Below are 21,749 nucleotides of genomic sequence, written 5' to 3' on the forward strand. Positions count from 1 at the left end.
TGGGCCGAGGGTCGCACGGCCGGGCACAGGAAAGCGTTAGGACCGAAGGACAGGCGTTGCAACATACTTCAGTATGTTAGGGTTCACACGATCGTTTCCCTCATCCCAACGGCCCCCGGGCCGGGACGGTCGATCGTGTCCATGGTTCGCTGGCTTCTGCTGCTCGTCTTCACCCTGGCCCCGCTGATCGGGTTCGAGGTCTATTCCCACACCCGGCTGCGGGTGGAGCGCGAGGCCGAACTCGGCCAGGAGGCGGTGCGCCTGCTCGACCTGATCCAGACCGAACAGCAGCGGATCGTCGACGACATCGAACACATCCTGGCCACGCTGGCGGAGGCGAACATTGCCGGCTCCGGCTGCCAGGACACCATGGAACGGCTGCGCCAGCGCCTGCCCAGCTATCTGACGCTGGGCTTCGCCGACCGGACCGGAATCATCCTGTGCTCCACCGACCGGCGCAGCGTCGGGACCGGCAGCGCCGACCAGCCGCAGATCCGGCAGGCCCTAGCCTCCGGCCTCTTTTCCGTGGGGGAGTATGTCGCCACCGAGGGGCCGCGCCGCCGCGCCCTGCCCTTCGCCCTGCCCTACGCCCGCGGGGGTGGCCAGGGAGATCAAACCGGACCGGCCGTCGTCACGGCGCTGCTCGATCTCGATTGGCTGCGCCAGTATCAGGCGCGCAAGCCGCTGCCGCCGAACGTGACGGTCCTGCTGGCCGACCGCGGCGGCACCGTCCTCGTCCGGGTGCCGGACCTCCAGGGAATCGTCGGCCAACCGCTTCCCGAGCGGCTCGGCCTTCTTCTCAGCGGCACGGAGACGGCAACGGCGCTGACCGAGGGGCTGGACGGGAGGCCCCGCGTCACCGCCTATTCCCCGCCCGGCGCCAACGGAAGCGGTCTCGCCATCGCCGTGGGGATCGACCGGGCCGCCGCGCTGCGCAGCGTCGACGTGGCCGCGCTGTGGTCCTGGTTCCCCTTCTCGCTCATCCTGCTGCTCACCCTGACCGGCACCGCCTGGGCCATCGGGCGCCTGACCCGCCAGCGCGAGACGGAGCGGTCGTTGCTGAAGGCGGTGCTGGAGCATCTGCGCGCCGGCGTGGTGGTGGCCGAGGCGCCCACCGGGCGGGTGATCCTGCACAACAGCGCGGCGGAACGGCTGATCGGCCAGCCCCTGGGCCGGATCGACCGCGTCGAGGACTATCCCCGCCCCTTCACCAGCGTCGCGGACAGGTCTTCGGAGACGTCCGCGGAGCTGCCGCTGGTCCGCGCCCTGCGCGATGGCGCGGTGGTGCGGCAGCAGGAGCTGCGCCGCGACACCCCCGCCGGCCCGATCACCTGTCTGGCCGACGCCGAGCCGGTGCGCGACCCCGACGGCTGCATCACGCTGGCCGTCGTCACCCTGACCGACCTCACCGAGCGCAAGGCCGGCGAGGAGGCCCTGCGGCGGAGCGAGACCCGGTTCCGCGAGCTGGTCGAGAACACGCCGGTGATGATGTGGATCAACCGGCCGGACGGCGGGCGGGAATACTACAACGCCGCTTGGCGCTCCTACACCGGGCGCAGCCTGGAGCAGGGCGAGCGCTGGTCCTACATCCACCCCGCCGACTATCCCCGGCTGCTCGACAGCCGCGAGCGCGGCATCGCCGCGGGCGAATCCTACGGCTTCGACGTGCGCATGCAGCGCCATGACGGGACCTACCGCTGGCACGTCTGCCGGATCAACCCGATGCGCCAGAACGATCAGATCATCGCCTGGGTGGGCACCGCGGTGGACGTGCACGACAGCCGCATGGCGCGCGATGCGGCGGAGCAGGCCGACCGTTCCAAGAGCCGCTTCCTGGCGGCCGCCAGCCACGACCTGCGCCAGCCCATGCAGTCCATGTTCTTCTTCGCCGAGGCGCTGCACAGCCACGTCCATTCCCCGCGCGGGCGCGACGCCCTGGCGATGCTGGAGCGCGGGATGGAGACGCTGAAGGGCCTGCTCGACAGCCTGCTCGACGTCTCGCAGCTCGACGCCGGGGTGATCGAGCCGCGGATCGAGGACATCGCGGTCAAGCCGCTGCTCGACGACATCGGCTCCTCCTACGCCCCGGTCGCCGCCGCCAAGGGTCTCGATCTCCAGGTGGTGAACCATCACGACCTGACCGTGCGCAGCGACCGCAACCTGCTGGGGCGCATGGTGCGCAATCTGGTGGAGAACGCCATCCGCTACACCGAGCGCGGGGTGATCCGCCTGGAGTGCCACCCCCTGGACGGCCACGCCGGCATCCAGGTGCGCGACACCGGGATCGGCATTTCCGGCGAGCAGATGTCCTGGATCTTCGAGGAGTTCTATCAGGTCGGCAACCCCGAGCGGGACCGCAACCAGGGGCTCGGCCTCGGCCTCGCCATCGTGCAGAAGCTGTCGGCGCTGCTCGGCCATCCGGTGGAGGTGCGCTCCGAACTCGGCAAGGGGTCGGTGTTCCGCATCTCCGTCCCCCTCGGCGAGGCCGTGGACAGCCCGGCCCCGTCTCCCCCGGCCCGTGTGCCGGAGCGCGGGCGGCTGGCCGTCCTGATCGACGACGACGCCATCGTCCTGATGGGGCTGCGCTCGATCTTCCAGGACTGGGGCTACGACACCATCGTCGCCTCCTCCACCGAGGAGGCGCTGGAGCGGCTGCGGGCAGCCGGGCGGCGGCCCGACGTGATGGTCGCCGACTACCGGCTGCGCGAGCACAAGGTGGGCACCGAAGCCATCCTGAAGATCCGCGAACTGGCCGGCGCACCGGTCCCCGCCGTCCTGCTGACCGGCGATTCCGGCCCCGACGTGATGCAGGAGGCCGAACGGCACGGGATCGGCCTGATGTTCAAGCCGGTCACCGCCCGCCTGCTGCAGGAAGCGCTGACCCGCCAGACCGGCACCGCCGCGTGACGGTGCGCAGCGGGCCGAATCTTCCGACGACCAGCTCTTCCAACAACCGGTTACAGCCCCCGCACCGTCTGGAGCCCCCGCCGCACCTGCTCCGAATCGTAGGGCTTGCGCAGGACCAGCACGTCGCGGAACTCCTCCGGGAAGATCGCGGACTCGCCGTAGCCGGTGGCGAACAGGAAGGGGATGCCCAGCTCGCGCAGCCGCTCCGCCACCGGGAAGGAGGTCTCGGTTCCCAGATTGACGTCGAGAAGCGCCATGCCCGGCGGGTCGTCGGCGATGGCGACCAGCGCCTGACGGACGCTCGCCACCGTCTCCACCCGGTCGGCGCCCAGCTTCAGCAGCATGTCCTCCGCGCTCATCGCGATGATCATGTTGTCTTCCAGAAGCAGAACCGTCCCACCCAGCGGGACATCCGCCGCCGCGCAGGGCGTCACCGCCGCCTCGATCACCGCCTCCGGGCGTTCCGGCGCCACGCTGACGTGGATGGCCGGTATGGTGAAGCGCGCCTTCAGCCCGGCCAAGGCGTAGGTCACCGTCGCCTCGCCCTTCAGCTCGTGCGGGACCGAACGCTCGATGATGGTGGTGCCGAACCCCTGGCGCGTCGGCGCCTGCACGGGCGGGCCGCCGCTTTCCTCCCAGCAGAGTTCCAGGGCGTCCCGGTCGTCGAAGCTCCAATGGACCTTCACCCGGCCGCCGCTGTCGGCGAAGGCGCCGTATTTGGCAGCGTTGGTCACCAGCTCGTGCATGATCAACGCCATCACCGACAGAGCCGGCGGCGACAGCAGCACCTCCGGCCCCGACAGGACCACCCGGTCCGCCCGGCTGCCCAGATAGGCGTCGACCTCCGCCGCGATCAGCGGGCGCAGGGGCGAGGGTTTCCAGTTCTCCGCCGTCAGCTGGTCGTGCGCCCGCGCCAGCGCCTGGATGCGCCCGCCGACGATCTCCGCAAACTCCTCGACGCGGGTGACGCCGGCCCGGCTCTGGACCAGCAGCGCGCGGACGAGGCTGAGGATGTTGCGGACCCGGTGGTTCAGCTCGGCGATCAGCAGCTCCTGCCGCTCGCGGGCGGTCCGGCGCTCCTCCTCCGCCTGGTCGGCCAGCCGCAGCACCACCTCCATCAGCGTGATCCGCAGCGAGTCGGCGATGCGCAGGTCGGCCTCCGTCCAGGGCTCGGACTGACCGTGCACCGTTTCCTTCCACGCCTCGAAGCTCTTGCGCGGGGTCAGCCGTTGCCCGTTCGGGCCGGGCTCCACCGGCTTGTCCGGGTTGCCGGCCCAGGTGACGGTGCGCACCGACTCCCGGCGGAAGAAGATGATGTAGTCGCGCGGTTTGCGCGACACCGGTATGGCCAGCATGCCGGCGGCGCGCTCGGCGAAATCCAGCGCCGGCTGGTGGACCTGTCCGATCTCGCTGGTAGCGAAGACGCGGCTGGCGTGCGCGCGGTTGAGCATGCGCACCAGCCCGAGCAGCTCCTCCGGCGTCGGGGTGCTGCCGTCCACAAGGGTCTGGCCGCCCAGCACGATGGCGAAGCCGTCGCTGCGGATGTAGTGGCCGACCTCGCCGCGCAACCGCTCCAGATTCTCCATGGAGGAGGCGCCGTCGGCCATCACCGCCATGATGCGGGTGTGGAGCAGGCGCGCCTTGGCCTCGTAGGCCTCCTCGCGGTCGCGTTCGACGCCCTCCAGAAGGAAGGAGAACATCTGGCCGTACAGCTCGGCCGCCGTGCGCCGCTCCAGCGACAGCCGCCGTGGCACCATGTTGTGGCAGGCGAACAGGCCCCACAGCTTGCCGCGGCGCAGGATCGACACCGACAGCGAGGCGGCGACGCCCATGTTGCGCAAATACTCGCAATGGATGGGCGACACGCTGCGCAGAACGCTCATCGACAGGTCGAGCGGTTCGCCCTCCGGTCCGACGGGCGGCAGGATGGCCGCAGGCGGCGCGTCCACATCGTTGATGCAGCGCAGCCAGTTCCGCTCGTACAGCGCGCGGGCCTGCTTCGGGATGTCCGACGCCGGGTAGCGCAGCCCCAGATAGGACGGCATGCCGCGCACCGCGGATTCCGCGATCACCTCGCCCGCCCCGTCGCGGTCGAAACGGTAGATCATCACCCGGTCGAAGCCGGTCAGCGACCGCAGCTGCCGCGCCGCCTCGCGGCAGCAGGAGTCGAAATCGGGGGTGCGCTGGAGCCGCCCGATCATCGCGCGGACCATGGAACCGACGTCCAGCTCGCTGTCCGGCTCGCTCGGCTCCGCCTCGATGATGATCGACTGGCCGGACAGATGGACCGCGATGTCCAGCGGCAGCGCGTTGGCCGACAGCTTCACCCGGAAGGCGCGCTCCACCGACCCGTTGATCAGGGAGAGCTGGAGCCGGCCGCGGATGGCGTGCAGCGCTTCCTCGTCCATCACCTCGGTCAGGGGAAGCCCCAGCAGGGCGTCGGGCTCCACCCCCAGCCACGCCCCGATGTTGGACGAAGCGTGCTTGACGATCCAATCCGTCGACAGCGCGATCAGGAATCCGCTTGGTTGGATGGACCCGACGAGATGGATCGGCTCCCGGTCGCAATTGCTCAAGTCTACGCCACCGTTCATAGCCGCACCGCCCGCGTCATTCGGCCACCATCGTCATTGTTCCGGCGTTCCTCAAATTTGTTCCATGCATCCGGATGGGCCGATGATTTGCCGATCCCTTGGCTTATTCCATGCCAACACACCGAAGCGGACTTAAAGCACGTCGTGTCCCTAAAATAATCCAAAATCGGAAAGGGACCAATGCCGCCGCTCTCGGCAAAAAGCCTTACGCCGGCGGCCGCTCCACCCGATGGACGTCTGCGACATTTTGGCTGAAAGGCCGGGCCGCCTTACGAAACGGGCTTGCCTTTCAATCTGATATACTAGTATTTTATTTGCGAAGGACAGACGCGCAGCCCGGCCGGCCCAAGCCCGCCCGTGCCGCGAGCGCATCCCCCAGGACCGCACCGACCGCCGCGCGCCGCATCCGTCACGCCGGCTCTGGCGCGGCGGTCTTACCGATGAACGCCCGCGCGCCGCGCCCGCCGTCCCCGCCCTCTTTTGCGGAGCCCGTTTCGATATGACCGCCACCTCCCCGATCCGCCGCTTCCGGCAGACGAAGATCGTCGCCACGCTGGGTCCGTCCTCCTCCTCGCCGGAGATGATCCGCTCGCTGTTCGAGGCGGGCGTCGACGTCTTCCGCCTGAACTTCAGCCACGGCTCCCACGACGACCACGGCGCCCGCGTGCGCGCCATCCGCGCCCTGGAGCGCGAGCTGGAGCGGCCGATCGCCATCATGGCCGACCTCCAGGGGCCGAAGCTGCGGCTCGGCCGCTTCGCCGACGGTTCGGTGGAGCTGACGGTGGGCCAGCGCTTCCGCCTCGACCTCTCCACCGAGCCGGGCGACGCGACCCGCGTCGGCATGCCCCACCCGGAAATCTTCGCCGCCCTGCGCCCCGACACCGACCTGCTGCTCGACGACGGCAAGGTTCGGCTGCGCATCGCCGCGTGCAGCCCGGAGCACGCCGACACCGTCGTCGTGGCCGGCACCAAGCTGTCCGACCGCAAGGGCGTGAACGTGCCCGACGTGCTGCTGCCGCTGTCGCCCCTGACCGCCAAGGACCGCGCCGACCTCATCTTCGCGCTCGACCAGGAGGTCGACTGGGTGGCGCTGTCCTTCGTCCAGCGGCCGGAGGATGTGGCCGAGGCGCGCAAGCTGATCGCCGGGCGCGCCGCCCTGATGTCCAAGCTGGAGAAGCCGCTGGCCATCCAGCATCTGGAGCGCATCGTCGAGCTGTCGGACGGCGTGATGGTCGCCCGCGGCGATCTCGGCGTGGAGATGCCGCCGGAGGACGTGCCGAGCATCCAGAAGCGGATCATCCGCGAGGCGCGCAAGGCCGGCAAGCCGGTGATCGTCGCCACCCAGATGCTGGAATCGATGATCGGCGCCCCCGCCCCGACCCGCGCCGAGGCATCGGACGTCGCCACCGCCGTCTTCGACGGCGCCGACGCGGTGATGCTGTCGGCGGAGACCGCGTCGGGCGCCTATCCGGTGGAGGCGGTGTCGATGATGGACCGCATCGCCCGCCGGGTCGAGCATGACGACCTCTACCGCACGATGATGGACGCGCAGCACGCCGACCCGCAGGAGACGGCCGCCGACGCCATCACCGCGGCGGCGCGGCAGGTCGCCCACACCATCCACGCGGCGGCCATCGTCACCTACACGACCAGCGGCTCGACCACCCTGCGCGCCGCCCGCGAGCGGCCGGAGGTGCCGATCCTCTGCCTGACCGCGACCGTCGCCGCCTCGCGCCGTCTGGTGCTGGCCTACGGCGTGCACAGCGTGCTGACCGAGGACATCCAGAACTTCTCCGACATGGTGCACAAGGCGACCCGCATCGCCTACGCACACGGTCTGGCGGAGGACGGGCAGCGGCTGGTCATCACCGCGGGCGTGCCCTTCGGCATGCCGGGATCGACCAACATTCTGCGCATCGCCTGGGTGGAGCGCCCCGTCCTCTCGGCGGGCGCGCACACGCAGTACGCGCAAGAGTCGCGGTCAGATCAATTGACCCCGGTCATGGCCGACGCCGGGGCATGACATAGGATGGCACACAGCGCCGGTGCCGCATGAAGCGGACACCGGCGCCCATTCACGAGGTGCCTCATGCTCAGCCCGATTACCCCCCAACCCGCGCACGCCGCCGGGACGGGCGCATCGGTCCGCGGCTGGGTCCATTCGGTGGAGACGGGCGGCACGGTCGATGGGCCGGGTTTGCGCTACGTCCTGTTCCTGGCCGGATGCCCGCTGCGCTGCCAGTACTGCCACAACCCCGACACCCGCCACATGCACGACGGGTCGCCGGCCCAGTCCTCGGACGTGCTGGCCGACATCGCCACCTACGCCGATTTCCTGCACCGCGCCCACGGCGGCCTGACCATCAGCGGCGGCGAGCCGCTGGTCCAGCCGGAATTCTGCGCGGCCATCTACCGCGGCGCCAAGCAACTCGGCCTGCACACCGCGCTCGACACCTCGGGCTTCCTCGGCAGCCACGCCGACGACCATCTGCTGGCCGACGTCGATCTGGTGCTGCTGGACATCAAGGCGTTCAAGGAATCGACCTACCGCGCGGTGACCGGCGTGCCGCTGCGCCCGACCCTGGAATTCGCCGAGCGGCTGTCCGCATTGCGCAAGCCGATCTGGCTGCGCTACGTGCTGGTCCCCGGCCTGACCGACCATCTCGACGAGATCGAGGGGCTGGCGGAATTCGCCGCCGGCCTGGAGGTGGTGGAGCGGGTGGATGTCCTGCCCTTCCACAAGATGGGCGAGTTCAAGTGGAAGCAGCTCGGCCTGCCCTACGCGCTGGCCAACACCGAACCTCCCCCGCCGGAGCTGACCGAGCGGGTGCGCGGCATCTTCCGGACGCAGGGCCTGAAGGTCGTGTGAGACGCCGTACGAGACGAGGAGCACCTTTATGGACACGCATTCCTTTCCGGAGGCGAACCCACACGCCTCCCCGGCCATCTCCCCTGCCGCCGCCCCGCCCGCGTCCTCCCTCGACGCGCTGATGCCCGACGCCATCGCGCTCGCCGCGGAGAATCTGGGCGTCAAGAAGGCCAACTACGACGGCGCGACGCTGTTCGCCCTGGCCGTCCTGGCCGGCGCCTTCATCGCGCTGGGCGGCCTGTTCGCCACCGTCGCCATGTCGGGGGCGGAGGGCATGCTGCCCTACGGGGTGACCCGGCTGCTCGGCGGCCTGGTCTTCTCGCTGGGGCTGATCCTGGTCATCGTCGGCGGCGCCCAGCTCTTCACGGGCGACGCGCTGATGGTCATGGCCTGGGCGAGCGGGCGGGTGAAGACCGGGCGGATGCTCCAGGTCTGGACCACGGTGTGGATCGGCAACTTCGTCGGCGCCGCCGGCACGGCGCTGCTGGTCTTCCTGTCCGGGCAATACGCCTTCGGCCACGGGGCGGTGGGCGCCTCGGCGCTCTACTTCGCCACGGCCAAGGCCGGGCTGCCCGCCGGGCAGGCCTTCTTCCTGGGCATCCTGTGCAACGTGCTGGTTTGCCTGGCGGTGTGGCTGGCGCTCGGCGCGCGCAGCGTCACCGACAAGATCATGGCGATCGTCTTCCCGGTCAGCGCCTTCGTCGCCGCCGGCTTCGAGCACTGCGTCGCCAACATGTATTTCGTGCCGCTGGGCCTGCTGATCGAATGGGGCGCCCCCGCCTCCTTCTGGGCCGACCTCGGCCGCGCCGCGCCGGTCATCCCGGTCGGGCAGTTCCTGCTGAACCTCGCCGCGGTGACGCTGGGCAACTGGTTCGGCGGCGCGGTGCTGGTCGGCGCCGTCTACTGGTTCATTTATCGCCGCCCGAGCCGCCGCACGGCGCATTGAGCGGCAAGCGTTGGCCCCCACCCTAACCCTCCCCCGCTGACGCAGGGGAGGGGACTGAATCTCCCTCCCCTGCGAAGCGGGGGAGGGCCGGGGTGGGGGCAAGGTCTCACCAACGAACCACCCCCGGGGCACCCATGGCCCAGCCCATCCCCACCCATCTCCAGGCGCGCAACGGCATCGTCTCCATGCTGCTGGCGGTGTTCCTCTACGCGGTGCTGAACGCGCTGGCGAAGCATCTCGCGGCGGACTACTCGCTGGCCGAGGTGACCTTCTTCCGCAACGCCTTCGCCCTGCTGCCCGCCACCGCCATGCTGGCCCGCGCCGGCGGCTGGCGCGGCCTGCGCACGGAGCATCTGGGCGGCCATTTCTGGCGGGCGGCGATCGGCCTGACCTCGATGGTGCTGCTGTTCCTCTCCTACCACCTGATGCCGATGGCCGACGCGGTGGCGCTGTCCTTCTCCGCCCCGCTGTTCCTGACCGCGTTGTCCGTGCCGGTGCTGGGGGAGCGGGTCGGCCCCTACCGCTGGGGAGCCGTAGCGGTGGGTTTCGCCGGGGTGCTGGTCATCGTGCAGCCGGGAAGCGGCATGCTGAACACCGGCGCGCTGGTCGGGCTGACCGCCGCCGTCGCCTACGCCTTCGCCATGATGGCGATGCGGCAGCTGGGGCGGACGGAGGCGCCGGTCACCACCGTCTTCTACTTCACCGCCTTCTCCACGCTGCTCAGCGCCGTCGCCCTGCCCTTCGTCTGGACGATGCCGACGGCGGAGGGTTTCGCGCTGATGGCGGCGATGGGGCTGGTCGGCGGCGGCGCCCAGTATTTCGCCACCCGCGCCTACGCGCTGGCCCCGGCGGCGGTCATCAGCCCCTTCAACTACGCCGGAATCCTCTGGGCCTGCCTGTTCGGCTGGCTGTTCTGGGGCGACTGGCCGGGAACGCATGTGCTGGCCGGGGCCGCCATCGTCATCGCCAGCGGCCTGCTGATCCTGATCCGCGAGACGCGCCGCCGGCCCGAAGCGGAGGCGTGCGACACTTCGCCTGGGGTGTCCCCCACTTTGCCCCTCAGCACCGGACGCAAACACTAATATATTAGCTTTTATGGTTTCCTGCGGAGCGCCGACCCGTGCGCCCCGCCCGCCCGACGAGGTGGCTCATGCCATCGGATTCCCTCACCGCCATCCCGCCGCGGCAGCGCCGGCTGGCAACGGCCCGGCCCGCGCCGCGCTCCGCCTCCCTCATCTACCGCGACCTGCGGAACGACATCCTGGGCATGCGCCGACGACCCGGCGAGCCCATCGCCGAGGCCCGCATCGCCGCGGCCTACGGCGTCAGCCGCACCCCCGTGCACGAGGCGGTGCTGCGGCTGGCCGACGAAGGGCTGATCGACGTCTTTCCGCAGTCGGGCACCTACGTCTCGCTGATCCCGGTCGCCGCTCTGCCGGAAGCCGGGGTGATCCGCAAGGCACTGGAGGAGGCTGCGGTGCGGATGGCCGCCGTCCGCGCCACCGCCAGCGACATCGCCCGGCTGCGCGCCGCGCTGGCGGAGCAGCGCGATCTCTGCGCCGCCTGCGACCGCGACGGCTTCCACGAAGCCGACGAGAGCTTCCACGCCCTGCTCGCCGAGGTCGCCGGATTCCCTGGTTTCTGGACGCTGGTGGAGCAGGTGAAGGTGCAGGTCGACCGCTGCCGGCGCCTGACGCTGCCCGTCCCCGGCCAGATGACGAAGGTCATCGCCGAGCACGACGCCATCGTCGAGGCCGTCGCCGCCCACGACCGCGAGGCGAGCGTCCGGGCGCTCGGTGCCCATCTCGACGAATTGCGCTTGGCAATCGACGATTTGCGCGCCGCCGCACCGCTTTATTTCACCGACGCGCCCACCGCCGTGGGGCGTCAAACCCCTGCCCGGCTTTAATCCCCACCCGGCTTGCGACATTTTGGCGTCACGCGTTCCGACCTCCGTTTTGCGCTTGCCTTGAAAGCTGATATATTAATATAACTAGCGCAGCGGGATGTAGCACGGACGTGAACAACCGACGCCGCCCGCTCACCGGACAACACCAGGGCAGCCGCGCGGAAGAACGCCGCGGGCGCTTCGGAACAAAGGACAAGAACCGCCCAGCTTCACCCCCGTCGGCACGCGCCGATGGCGCCGGGATTTTGCGCCCTCATCCCCTTCGGGATTCTTTTTTGCCTTCCCCTTCGCAGCGCTATTATTCGAGGCGCACAGCCGAACAGCCGGGGGCTTCTTCCGAACGCTCGAACCATTCGTTTGTCCATTTTCGGCGGGCCGACACCCCGCCTCCGCTCCAACAGGCACTTCTCCTAAGGCAGGAGTACGGTCCATGAAGAACAGTTTCCGCCGCCTCGGCATGGCGCTGCTGGCCGCCTGCGCCGCGGGCGCGCTGCTCGCCGCCCCGGTCTCGGCCCGCGACTTCCGGTCGGCCGACATCCACCCCGGCGACTACCCGACCGTCGAGGCGGTCAAATACATGGGCAAGCTGCTCAGCGAACGCAGCAACGGCAAGCTCGGCGTGAAGGTCTACCCGAACGGCGCGCTGGGCAACGAGCGCGACACGATCGAGCAGATCAAGATCGGCGGCCTCGACATGATGCGCATCAACGTGGCGCCGCTGAACAACGTGGTGCCGGAGTCGATGGTCGTCGCCCTGCCCTTCATCTTCCGCGACACCGACCACATGCACGCCGTTCTGGACGGCCCGATCGGCGACGAGATCCTCGCCGCCATGGAAAGCCAGGGGCTGATCGGTCTGGCCTTCTACGACAGCGGATCGCGCTCGCTCTATTCCAAGAAGCCGGTGTCGTCTCTGGCCGACCTGAAGGGCATGAAGATCCGCGTCCAGCAGTCGGACCTGTTCGTGTCGATGATCGAGGCGCTGGGCGCCAACCCGACGCCGATGCCGATGGGCGAGGTTTACACCGGCCTGAAGACCGGCATCATCGACGCGGCGGAGAACAACTACCCGTCTTACGAATCCTCGCGCCACTTCGAGGCGGCCAAGTACTTCACCCGCACCGAGCACGCGATGGCGCCGGAGGTGCTGGTCTTCTCCAAGGTCACCTGGGACCGCCTGTCCAAGGACGATCAGGCCGCCATCCGCAAGGCCGCCAAGGACTCCGTCCCCTACATGCGCAAGCTGTGGGCGGAACGCGAGGAGGCCTCCCGCGCCATCGTCGAGAAGGCCGGCTCCCAGATCAGCGACGTGAAGAACAAGCAGGAATTCATCGACGCCATGAAGCCCGTGTTCGCCAAGTTCGCGAACACGCCGAAGCTGCAGGGCCTCGTCCAGCGCATCCAGGATACGAAGTAAGGCACGCGGTCGCGGCGCCGGCCAAGTCCGGCCGGCGCCGCCCCCCCGCGGGAAGGACGGCATCATGAGCATCGAACTTGAACTGGAAGAGGTCCGCCCCCTCGCCGCCCCACGCTTGTTGACGCGGGTGAACGCGCGTCTGGCGTGGTCGGGGATGTGCGTGGCGATGGTCGGCCTGATGGCCATCGTCTGTGTGGTGTTCTATCAGGTCTTCGGCCGCTACGTGCTGAACGACTCGCCGACCTGGGCGGAGAGCCTGGCCATCGTGCTGGTCCTCTACGTCACCCTCATCGGCGCCGCCGTCGGCGTCCGCGACGCCGGCCACATCGGCCTGGAATCCTTCCTCGTCATGCTGCCCGACGCCATCCGCCGCAAGGTCGAGATCGTCATCTACGCCCTCGTCGGCGTCTTCGGCGCCTGCATGGCCTACAACGGCTGGGTCCTCGGCACCTCCGTCGCCGCCTACTACATCCCCAACCTGCACGTCTCCGAAGCCGTCCGCTACATCCCGCTCGTGCTCTCCGGCGTCCTGATCGTGCTTTTCGCCATCGAACACGTCGTCGCCATCATCCGCGGCGAGGAGGTCGCACCATCATGGAACTGACCATCCTTTCCATCAGCTTCTTCGGCTTCCTCGTCCTGGGCATCCCGGTCGCCTTCGCCATCGGCCTGTCGGCGCTCTGCACCATCCTCTACGAGGGCCTCCCCGTCGCCGTCATCTTCCAGCAGATGATGTCCGGCATGAACGTCTTCTCCTTCCTCGCCATCCCCTTCTTCGTCTTCTCCGGCGAGCTGATGCTCCACGGCGGCGTCGCCGACAAGATCGTCGCCACCGCCAAGAACATGGTCGGCCACATCCGCGGCGGCCTCGGCATGTCCAACGTCGTCGCCTGCACGCTGTTCGGCGGCGTCGCCGGCTCCCCCGTCGCCGACGTCTCGGCCATGGGCGCGGTGATGATCCCGATGATGAAGCGCGAGGGCTACCACGCCGACTACGCCGTCAACGTCACCACCCATGCGGCTCTCGTCGGCGCGCTGATGCCGACCAGCCACAACATGATCATCTACGCGCTGGCCGCCGGCGGCAAAGCCTCCATCGGCGCGCTGATCGCCGCTGGCATCGTCCCCGCCCTGCTGCTGATGGTCTGCAACCTGGGTGCCGCCTACTACGTCGCGGTCAAGCGCGGCTACCCCGCCGGCACCTTCCCCGGCTGGTCCATCCTGGGCCGCTCCTTCGCCGCCGCCGCGCCGGGCCTGCTCATCGTCGTCATCATCCTGGCCGGCATCACGTCGGGCGTCTTCACCGCCACCGAGTCCGCCTCCATCGCGGTGATCTACGCGCTGCTGCTCACCACCTTCGTCTACCGCACGCTGACCTGGGAGCATTTCCTGGCGGCCGCCGCCAAGACGGTCAAGACGACCGGCGTGGTCCTGCTGCTGATCGGCGTCTCGACGATGTTCCAGTACATCATGGGCCTCTATCAGGTGGCCGAGATCACCGGTGAGCTGATGGCGGGCATCTCGACCAACCCGCTGGTCATCTTCCTGCTGATCAACATCATCCTGTTCCTGCTCGGCACCTTCATGGACATGGCGAGCACGATCCTGATCTGCACGCCGATCTTCCTGCCCATCGCCATGCAGTACGGCATGGACCCGGTGCAGTTCGGCATCGTCATGCTGATCAACTGCGCGCTCGGCCTCAACACGCCGCCGGTCGGCACCACCCAGTTCATCGGCTGCGCCATCGGCGAGGTCTCGGTCGGGCAGGTCATGCGCTCCATCACCCCCTTCTACGGCGCGCTCTTCCTCGCCCTCCTCCTCGTCACTTACGTCCCATCCTTCTCCCTCTGGCTCCCGCACATGCTCATGCGCTGACCGGGCGCCCCCAACCGCACAGCAAGGATACCGCGGGGCGCTCCGATCATCGGGCGCCCCGCTGCAATGGAGACGAATCATGATGACCGCCGAACTCTGGCCGCAACTCGTCGCTTTCGGGCAGGTGGTCGCCATCGACCTCGTTCTGGCCGGCGACAACGCCATCGTCGTCGGCATGGCCGCCGCCGCCGTCCCGGCCGAGCAGCGGCGCCGGGTCATCCTGTGGGGCATCAGCGCCGCCATCGTGCTGCGCATCATCTTCGCGCTGATGACCACCCAGCTTCTCGCCATCATCGGGCTGACCCTGGCCGGCGGCGTGCTGCTGCTCTGGGTCTGCTGGAAGATGTTCCGCGAGCTGCGCTCGCAGGGCGCCGACGAGATCACGCCGGAGGAGGCGCTGGACGCCCCCGACGTCCTGCCTGGAACGGCCTCCCTCAGCAGCAATGCGGCGGTGGCCGCCGCCAGCAGCGTCTCCGTGGGCGCCGCCGTCTGGCAGATCGTGGTGGCCGACGTGTCGATGTCGCTTGACAATGTGCTGGCGGTGGCCGGTGCTGCCAAGGAGCATCCGACCGTGCTTGTGCTCGGCCTGCTGCTCTCGGTGGCGTTGATGGGTGCCGCCGCGAACGTAATCGCACGTGTTCTGCACAAACATCGCTGGATTGGTTGGATCGGTCTTGCGATCATCACTTATGTTGCGCTCGACATGGTCTGGCGGGGCTCGAACGAGGTTCTGGCCCACACGGCCTGGCTCGGCTGACGGGAAGTGGGGACAAGGCCCGCCGCGGACGGCGTGCGGCGGCGCCAAGAGAAGCAAGACCGCCGTTGGGGAAGAGATGACATGTCCAAACCGTTAGGAATTGCCCAGGATAAGGCGGTGCGCCCAAGCCGGCTGGGAGGCGTTCAGGGGCGCCTGTTCACCGGTGTCGGCGCCGTGGTGTGCTGCACGCTCGTCGCCATCGGGGTGGCGCTGACCGGGTACGCCGGCTTCGGCCGGACGCTGCAGGTCATCACCGCGGAGGCCGTGCCGTCCGCGCTCGGCGCCCTGCGGGCGGCCCAGCACGCGGGCCGCATCGACGCGCTGGCTCCCGCCTTCCGCTCCGTCACCAGCAAGGAGGAGAAGGCGGACCTCGCAGCGCGCATCGCCATGGAGCGGCAAGACTTCGAACGCGAACTGCGCGATCTGGCCGAGCTTGAGCAGAGCAGCGCCAACGCCGCGTCCCACGCCGGCGGTCCGTCCGAAACCGCCGCCGCCAGCAGCGCCGCCCAGGCCCTGCTCGCCAACGTCACGCTGCTCGATCAGGCGGCGGACAAGCGGATCGGGCTGAGCGACCACCGCGCCGAACTGCTGGAGCAGGTGGTCGCCGCCACGCGGCGCCTGTCCCAGCTCGTGGCGCCCTGGAAGTCGATCCACAGCAGCGGCGTGGACATGCAGCGCGCCGCCTTCCGGGACGACACCCGTCCGGCGGAAGAGCGGCTGCAGGCCGGCGAGGAGTATCTCCAGACAGAGGAACAGCTCACCCTCGTCCGCAGCATCGACGACGGCGCCACCACCGTCCGCGGCCTGCTGACCGAAGCCGCCGCCAGCTCCGACGCGAACCGGCTGTCGATCATCGAGGCGCAGACCCGCATCCTCGTCACCACCATGACCGCCAGCTCGAACCAATTGCCCGAGGCCTCACGCCAAGCGATGGCGGAGCCGCTGAAGGCGATCGAATCCCTCTCGATCGAGCCGGACGGGCTGATCCCCACCCGTCTGGCCGAGTTGGAAATCCTGAAGGCGCAGCGCGACCTGCTGACCAACAACCTGAGCCTGTCCGAAACGCTGTCCATGGCGGTCGTGAACCTCGTGCACACGCAGGAGGGCGCCATCACCACCGCCGCCGAGGACAGCGAGAAGGCCCTGTCCAACGGCACGATCCTGCAGATCGGGGTCGGCGTGGTCAGCCTGCTGCTGTCGGCGCTGGTCGTCCTGGTCTTCGTGCGCCGCATGGTGGTCCGACGCCTGCTCACCCTCCAGGGCGGAATGGAGAAGATCGCCGCCGGCGACCTCGACGTGACGGTTCCCGCCGGAGGCCGCGACGAGATTTCCGCCATGGCCCGCACGGTGGAGGTCTTCCGCGAGAACGCCCTCGCCAAGCGCCGCCTGGAGGCCGAGCAGATCGAATCCGCCCGCCGCGCCGAGGAGGACCGCAAGCGCTCCCTGGAGGAGATCGCCAACAGCTTCGAAGGGGCGGTCGGCAGCGTGGTCAGCCGCTTCGTGGCGGAATCCACCGAGATGGAGGAGAGCGCCCGCAGCATGTCGGCCACGGCGGAGGAGACCAACCGCCTCGCCACCAGCGTCGCCGCCGCGACCGAGCAGACCTCGGCCAACGTCGAGACGGTCGCCGCGGCGTCGGAGCAGCTCACCAGCTCCATCGAGGAGATCACCCGCCAGATCAGCGAGTCCACCAACATCGTCCGCGAGGCGATGACGCTGGCCGAGCGCGCCAACGGGCAGATCGGCGGCCTTGCGGACTCCGTGCAGAGCATCGGGCGCGTCGTCGACCTCATCAACGACATCGCCAGCCAGACCAACCTGCTGGCGCTCAACGCCACCATCGAGGCGGCGCGCGCCGGCGAGGCCGGCAAGGGCTTCGCCGTCGTCGCCAACGAGGTGAAGGCGCTGGCCGCCCAGACCGCCCGCGCCACCGGCGAGATCGCCGCCCAGGCTGCGGGCATCCAGAGCGCGACCGGCGAGGCCGTGCAGGAGATCCAGGCGGTCGTCCAGGTGGTCACCCGCGTCGGCGCCATCGGCGCCACCGTCGCCGCGGCGGTGGAGGAGCAGAGCGCCGCCACCAAGGAGATCGCCCGCAACGTCCATCAGGCGGCGCTGGGCACCTCCGAGGTGACGCAGACCATCGCCGGGGTCAACGCCGCCGCCGACCGCAGCGGCACCGCCGCCCGCACGCTCCTCGACAAGGCCCACGACCTCGCCGACGGCGCCAACGCGCTCAACCGCGAGCTGTCCGGCTTCCTCCAGCGCGTCCGCGCGAGCTGACGGGAACGCCCTTCCCCGCACCGTCGCGGGGAAGGGCGTTTTCCTTTATTCCGAAATCACGATCTGGCGTTCGCGCCCGCCCTTGCCGACGATCTTCAGCACGCGACGGCCGCGCTCGTCGCGGCTGGATTCGTCCAGCACGACCCGCCCCAGGGCGGCGAGCAGATGCAGAAGCTCGCTGTTCGAGGCCACCCCGAAGCCTTTGCGAAGCTCCGCCAGCAGGACCTCCGTCTCATCGCGCGTCGTCACGGGCCCTGCCCTCCGGCTTTTGATTGCGGTCCCCAGCCTGCCGCAGGACGGGCGCCGCTGTCGAGTGCCCTGAGACGAGGGTTCTGAAAGCGGAAGAGGACGGCTTGCCAGCGCGCCCCGCGGCCACTACGGTCACTGCCCGTATCGTCACCCCCGCGCCCGACGGCGCCGGCGGACCAGTCAGGAGAGGCAGCATGGCAAAGACAGGCAACGGGCGGAACGGCGCGGACAAGCCGGCCTCCGGAACCTTCACGGGCACGCCGGCGGACCGCCTGGTCCGCTATTGGCGCAACAGCGACCGCCGCTTCGACGAACTGCTCGACGAGACGCTGGACGCGGGCCGCCAGGCGGTGCTGGAAGCCGCGCTGGACAAGCTGCGCGAGGAGGAACAGCCGGAGTTCCTCGACGAGGTGGAGACCATCGCCGAATCCGTCCGCCGCACCGACGCCCAGGGCGACGACATGATCGCCACCCTCTTCTGGCTGGCGGTGGAGGTGTCCGGCGACCTGTCGCAGCCACCCGCCGCCGCGGCCATCGAGGAGGCTCTGGATTCCACCGGCCTGCTGGAAACCGCCGCCGACACCCGCCTGCTGCCGGTCTGGCTGGAGCCGGAAGCGCTGGTCTATCTGGAGGCCGCCGACCGCCGTACCCTGCTGCTGCGCCTGCTGGACTCGACCGACGCGGCGCTGCGCTTCGTCCGCGAGGCCGACCTGCTGGCCGATCCGGCGGACGCCGGCACCCGTCTGGTCGGCGTCGTCGGCCTGATCGAGGAGGAGGCGGAAGCCGTCGAGGCGGCCGGCGAGGACGCGGTTCCCGATTTCCTCGGGCTGGCCCGCATCGGCGAGGACGGCGAACCCGAGCTGGACCCCGCGGAGGAGACCCGCATCCGCGAAGCGCTGACCCGCTTCACCGCGGCCATCCAGGGCGCCGACCCGCGCGTCCAGCGCTGCGAGCCCGCCGGCGGGCTGAACGACCTGCTCGACCTGATCGCCGAGGCCGATTGGACGGACAATGGCGAACTGGCGGAACTCGCCTCCTTCATCGACGTGGCAAGCGACGAGACGGCGGACGCCGTGGTGGACGCCGTTGTGACCAGCACCGCGCACGGCCTGTTCGTCCGCGCCTTCAACGCCGACGGGCGGCTGCTGGACGAGCGGGCCTTCACCCTGCAGGGCGACGAGGCCGCCCAGGCCGTCGCCCTGCTCCAGCAGCGCTGCCGGAGCGTGACCAAGGAGTAAAAAGAGGCGCATTCCGGGCGTCTTGTGGCGGGACGCCCCTTCGCCACCCTGTTGTTCGGCGCGGAAATCGGGTACACCCCTATTGGCAACCCGGTTTCCTGTCCCCACCCCAGTCTTGGAGCTTCTTCGATGCGCGACCAGTCACTCTCCATCGCCGAGGCGGCGGCCTGGCTGAAGTGCTCGGAAGCCGAGGTGGAGGAACTTGTGCAGGCGGGCCGGCTGCGCGCCGACCGGATGGAGCCGGCGATCGACCGGATCTCGCTCAACACCGTCATCGTCCTGGCGGAGAGCCTGCCGGTCGAACGCCGCATCTTCGAGGTGCGCGAGGCCGCCGGTCGGATGGACTCCTCCGAATCCCGCGGCCACTACCCGTCCCGCCCCTCCGGCGGCATGGACCAGCGCCCGCCGGTGGTCGTCGAGCGCCGTCCCTCGCGGTCCTTCACCCCCCGCTGATCGCGTCAGCCAGGGTTCCGGTCTGAAGCAGGCGCCGCCGGGCGGAGACCCCGACGGCGCCCGAGCCCTGTCGGCTCACACCAGTTCGACGCGCAGCGCGGTCGGGCCGCCGTCGCCCGACACGGCGACGAAACGCACGTCCTCGCCGTCGGCCACCACCTCAAGCCCGGACTGGCGCAGGATCGCCCGGTCGAAATAGACGCCGATGCCCGTCTCGTCGTCCCACGGGTCAATCAGGCCGGATTGGCTGTCCAGGTTGTACCAGCGCACGGTGCCGTAGATCATCTCACCGGTGGCCATCGGCATCAGGGCCGGGGCCGGCCGCTCGCGCCGCGGCTTGGGCTCGCGGACGGCGGCCGGGGCGGGGCGGGGCGCCTGGGGATCGCCGGCCTCGGCCTGGCGCTGGCGGCGCTGCTTCGGCGCGCGGGCCGGCTTGGCCTCCGCCGGGTCGGCGGGGGTGATGGAATGGATGGCCACGACCTGCGGCCCCTTCGGGGTCTCGGCGATGTCGCAGACGAGGCCGGTGCCTTCGGTCAGCGACACCTCGCCCAGCGAGGCGAGAACCCGGGAATGCAGAAACGCCTCACCGCTTCCGTCGGCGAAGCGGACGAAGCCGAAGCCCTTGTCGGCCTTGTACCATTTGACGACCGCCGTAACCTGCTGCTTTTGCTCTTCGCTCACTCTGGACACTCGATGCATGGAGGACAACCGGTCCAACAGTGACCGGATTTGGCGATCCGCGCAATGCGGCATCCGTTCGCCGCCCCCGCAATCGCACCTCGATTTCACTCTTGTCCCAAGGGGCCGAGCGGCGCGACCGGCCGCCGCTCCAGCAGGCGGCTTCCGCAAAAGAGCGGAAAATTTTAAGTAAACGCCTGAAAACGCTCTTTAAATCCGCTTTAAAAGCCGCCCTGTACTCTCGCTTCCGAAGTCCATCGCGGAGAATCCCGTGGCTCGCTTTCGGCCCAACCGACTTGAGATGAGGATCTCCCGATGAGCCTGTTCAGCGCCATGCGGTCCGGTGTGAGCGGGATGTCCGCGCAAAGCTCGCGGATGGCCGCCATTTCGGACAACATCAGCAACTCCGCCACCATCGGCTACAAGCGCGCCGCGGTCGACTTCTCAACGCTGATGACCTCCTCCGGTGCGACGAGCAACTACGCCGCGGGCGGCGTGCGCTCCAACGTGCACTATCAGGTGTTGAAGGACGGGACCATCCAGGGCACCCAGTCCGCCACCGACATGGCGATCGAAGGGCGCGGCTTCTTCGTCGTCGGCGACAACGCCGGCAACACCGGAACGTCGCCCAGCTACGCGCTGACCCGCGCCGGCAGCTTCCTGCCCGACGACCAGGGCTTCCTGCGCAACAGCGCCGGCCAGTACCTCCAGGCCTGGAAGCTGGGTCCCGACGGCAGCCTGCCCGCGGTGAACCGCAGCAGCTTCGACGGGCTGAGCGCCGTCTCCATCGCCGGGCTGGCCTATGGCGGCAGCAAGACGACGCAGATGAGCTTCGCCGGCAACCTGCCGGCGCAGTCTGACGGCACCTCGAGCTTCGACACCTCCACGTCCCTTTACGACGGCCTCGGCAATCCGCTCGACGTCAAGCTGAGCTGGCAGAAAACCGGGAACCCAGCCGATCCCAACGAATGGAGGCTGACGGTCACACCGCCACCCGGCTACACCGCAGACCTTCCCAGCACCACGATTTCCTTCGCCGCCAGTGGCGACGCCTCCGGTCTGCCGACCAGCGCACTGCCGCAGATCACCCTTACCTCTCCGGCCAGCCCGACGTCCGATACGATCAAGCTGTCCATCGGCAACCTCACCCAGCTCAACGGCGATTACGTGCCGCAGTTCATGGGCGACGGCGCCCGCGCCGGCCGCGTCAGCACGGTGGACGTCGACAAGGCGGGCACGTTGTGGGCCGTCTACGACAACGGCGCCCGCCAGCCGCTCTATCAGGTGCCGGTCGCCGACGTGGTCAATCCGGGCGGTCTGGTCCCGCAGGACGGCAACACCTACACGCTGGGCATCGACAGCGGCACGATGACGCTGAGCAACGGCAACAGCGGCACCGCCGGCTCGGTCGCCGGCTACGCGCTGGAGCAATCGAACGTCGACATCGCGGAGGAGCTGGTGTCGTTGATCGAGACGCAGCGCGCCTACTCCTCCAACGCCACGCTGGTGCGCACCGCCGACGAGATGGTGGACGAGACCACCCGTCTGAAGCGCTGACGGACGGGAAAGGGGAT

At 69.3% G+C, this 21,749-nt stretch carries 17 protein-coding genes; 14 read left to right on the forward strand and 3 right to left on the reverse strand.

Features of this window, described 5'->3' with window-relative positions:
• Positions 1–141 precede the first annotated feature (141 nt).
• Positions 142–2,907, forward strand: a complete 2,766-nt coding sequence (locus tag FBZ83_RS24365) for a hybrid sensor histidine kinase/response regulator (protein WP_145689410.1) — start codon at positions 142–144, stop codon at positions 2,905–2,907.
• Positions 2,908–2,957: 50 nt separating this feature from the next.
• Here FBZ83_RS24365 and FBZ83_RS24370 read toward each other — a convergent pair whose 3' ends face one another.
• Positions 2,958–5,483 carry an HWE histidine kinase domain-containing protein gene (locus tag FBZ83_RS24370; protein WP_247888456.1) on the reverse strand — a complete coding sequence of 842 codons (2,526 nt, stop codon included), beginning with the start codon at positions 5,481–5,483 and terminating at the stop codon, positions 2,958–2,960.
• Between the two features lie 517 nt (positions 5,484–6,000).
• On the opposite strand from FBZ83_RS24370, the gene pyk reads away from it, so the two are divergent.
• The 10 genes from pyk to FBZ83_RS24425 all read left to right on the forward strand — a co-directional run bounded on the left by pyk (position 6,001) and on the right by FBZ83_RS24425 (position 17,557).
• Positions 6,001–7,524, forward strand: a complete 1,524-nt coding sequence (gene pyk / locus FBZ83_RS24375; RefSeq protein WP_145689308.1) for a pyruvate kinase — start codon at positions 6,001–6,003, stop codon at positions 7,522–7,524.
• A 66-nt stretch (positions 7,525–7,590) separates the two neighbouring features.
• Complete coding sequence (gene pflA, locus FBZ83_RS24380) at positions 7,591–8,370, forward strand: pyruvate formate-lyase-activating protein (RefSeq protein ID WP_145689309.1); 780 nt, start codon at positions 7,591–7,593, stop codon at positions 8,368–8,370.
• A gap of 28 nt (positions 8,371–8,398) precedes the next feature.
• Entirely contained in the window at positions 8,399–9,316 is a 918-nt protein-coding gene (locus tag FBZ83_RS24385) for a formate/nitrite transporter family protein (protein ID WP_145689310.1), read from the forward strand.
• A gap of 134 nt (positions 9,317–9,450) precedes the next feature.
• A complete protein-coding gene (locus tag FBZ83_RS24390) occupies positions 9,451–10,398 on the forward strand; it encodes a DMT family transporter (RefSeq protein ID WP_145689311.1) in 948 nt (315 codons plus the stop codon).
• A gap of 68 nt (positions 10,399–10,466) precedes the next feature.
• The gene (locus FBZ83_RS24395) at positions 10,467–11,225 is read left to right on the forward strand and encodes a GntR family transcriptional regulator (RefSeq protein WP_145689312.1); all 759 of its coding nucleotides are present in this window, start codon (positions 10,467–10,469) and stop codon (positions 11,223–11,225) included.
• Positions 11,226–11,655: 430 nt separating this feature from the next.
• Complete coding sequence (locus FBZ83_RS24405; protein ID WP_145678951.1) at positions 11,656–12,642, forward strand: TRAP transporter substrate-binding protein; 987 nt, start codon at positions 11,656–11,658, stop codon at positions 12,640–12,642.
• 64 nt (positions 12,643–12,706) lie between these two features.
• Complete coding sequence (locus FBZ83_RS24410) at positions 12,707–13,246, forward strand: TRAP transporter small permease (RefSeq protein ID WP_137143040.1); 540 nt, start codon at positions 12,707–12,709, stop codon at positions 13,244–13,246.
• Positions 13,237–14,520, forward strand: coding sequence for a TRAP transporter large permease (locus tag FBZ83_RS24415; RefSeq protein WP_145689314.1), 1,284 nt, complete (start codon positions 13,237–13,239; stop codon positions 14,518–14,520). Before FBZ83_RS24410 ends, FBZ83_RS24415 begins: the two co-directional genes overlap by 10 nt.
• A gap of 79 nt (positions 14,521–14,599) precedes the next feature.
• Positions 14,600–15,277 carry a YjbE family putative metal transport protein gene (locus FBZ83_RS24420; RefSeq protein ID WP_145689315.1) on the forward strand — a complete coding sequence of 226 codons (678 nt, stop codon included), beginning with the start codon at positions 14,600–14,602 and terminating at the stop codon, positions 15,275–15,277.
• 81 nt (positions 15,278–15,358) lie between these two features.
• The gene (locus FBZ83_RS24425; protein WP_145689316.1) at positions 15,359–17,557 is read left to right on the forward strand and encodes a methyl-accepting chemotaxis protein; all 2,199 of its coding nucleotides are present in this window, start codon (positions 15,359–15,361) and stop codon (positions 17,555–17,557) included.
• A gap of 45 nt (positions 17,558–17,602) precedes the next feature.
• On the opposite strand, the gene FBZ83_RS24430 is transcribed toward FBZ83_RS24425, so the two are convergent.
• Entirely contained in the window at positions 17,603–17,806 is a 204-nt protein-coding gene (locus FBZ83_RS24430) for a hypothetical protein (RefSeq protein ID WP_014199687.1), read from the reverse strand.
• Positions 17,807–18,000: 194 nt separating this feature from the next.
• Here FBZ83_RS24430 and FBZ83_RS24435 point away from each other — a divergent pair, with 194 nt between their 5' ends.
• Both FBZ83_RS24435 and FBZ83_RS24440 read left to right on the forward strand, forming a co-directional pair.
• Entirely contained in the window at positions 18,001–19,044 is a 1,044-nt protein-coding gene (locus tag FBZ83_RS24435) for a hypothetical protein (protein WP_145689317.1), read from the forward strand.
• 129 nt (positions 19,045–19,173) lie between these two features.
• Positions 19,174–19,497 (forward strand): hypothetical protein, encoded by a 324-nt coding sequence (locus FBZ83_RS24440; RefSeq protein ID WP_014199685.1) that lies wholly within the window; start codon positions 19,174–19,176, stop codon positions 19,495–19,497.
• A gap of 75 nt (positions 19,498–19,572) precedes the next feature.
• Here the strand turns inward: FBZ83_RS24440 and FBZ83_RS24445 are convergent, their stop codons facing one another.
• A complete protein-coding gene (locus FBZ83_RS24445; RefSeq protein WP_145689318.1) occupies positions 19,573–20,178 on the reverse strand; it encodes a cold-shock protein in 606 nt (201 codons plus the stop codon).
• Between the two features lie 312 nt (positions 20,179–20,490).
• On the opposite strand from FBZ83_RS24445, the gene FBZ83_RS24450 reads away from it, so the two are divergent.
• Positions 20,491–21,732, forward strand: coding sequence for a flagellar hook protein FlgE (locus tag FBZ83_RS24450; protein WP_145689319.1), 1,242 nt, complete (start codon positions 20,491–20,493; stop codon positions 21,730–21,732).
• Positions 21,733–21,749: the final 17 nt, after the last annotated feature.

It is taken from the genome of Azospirillum brasilense (genome assembly GCF_007827815.1).
Classification (GTDB): Bacteria; Pseudomonadota; Alphaproteobacteria; order Azospirillales; family Azospirillaceae; genus Azospirillum; species Azospirillum brasilense_C.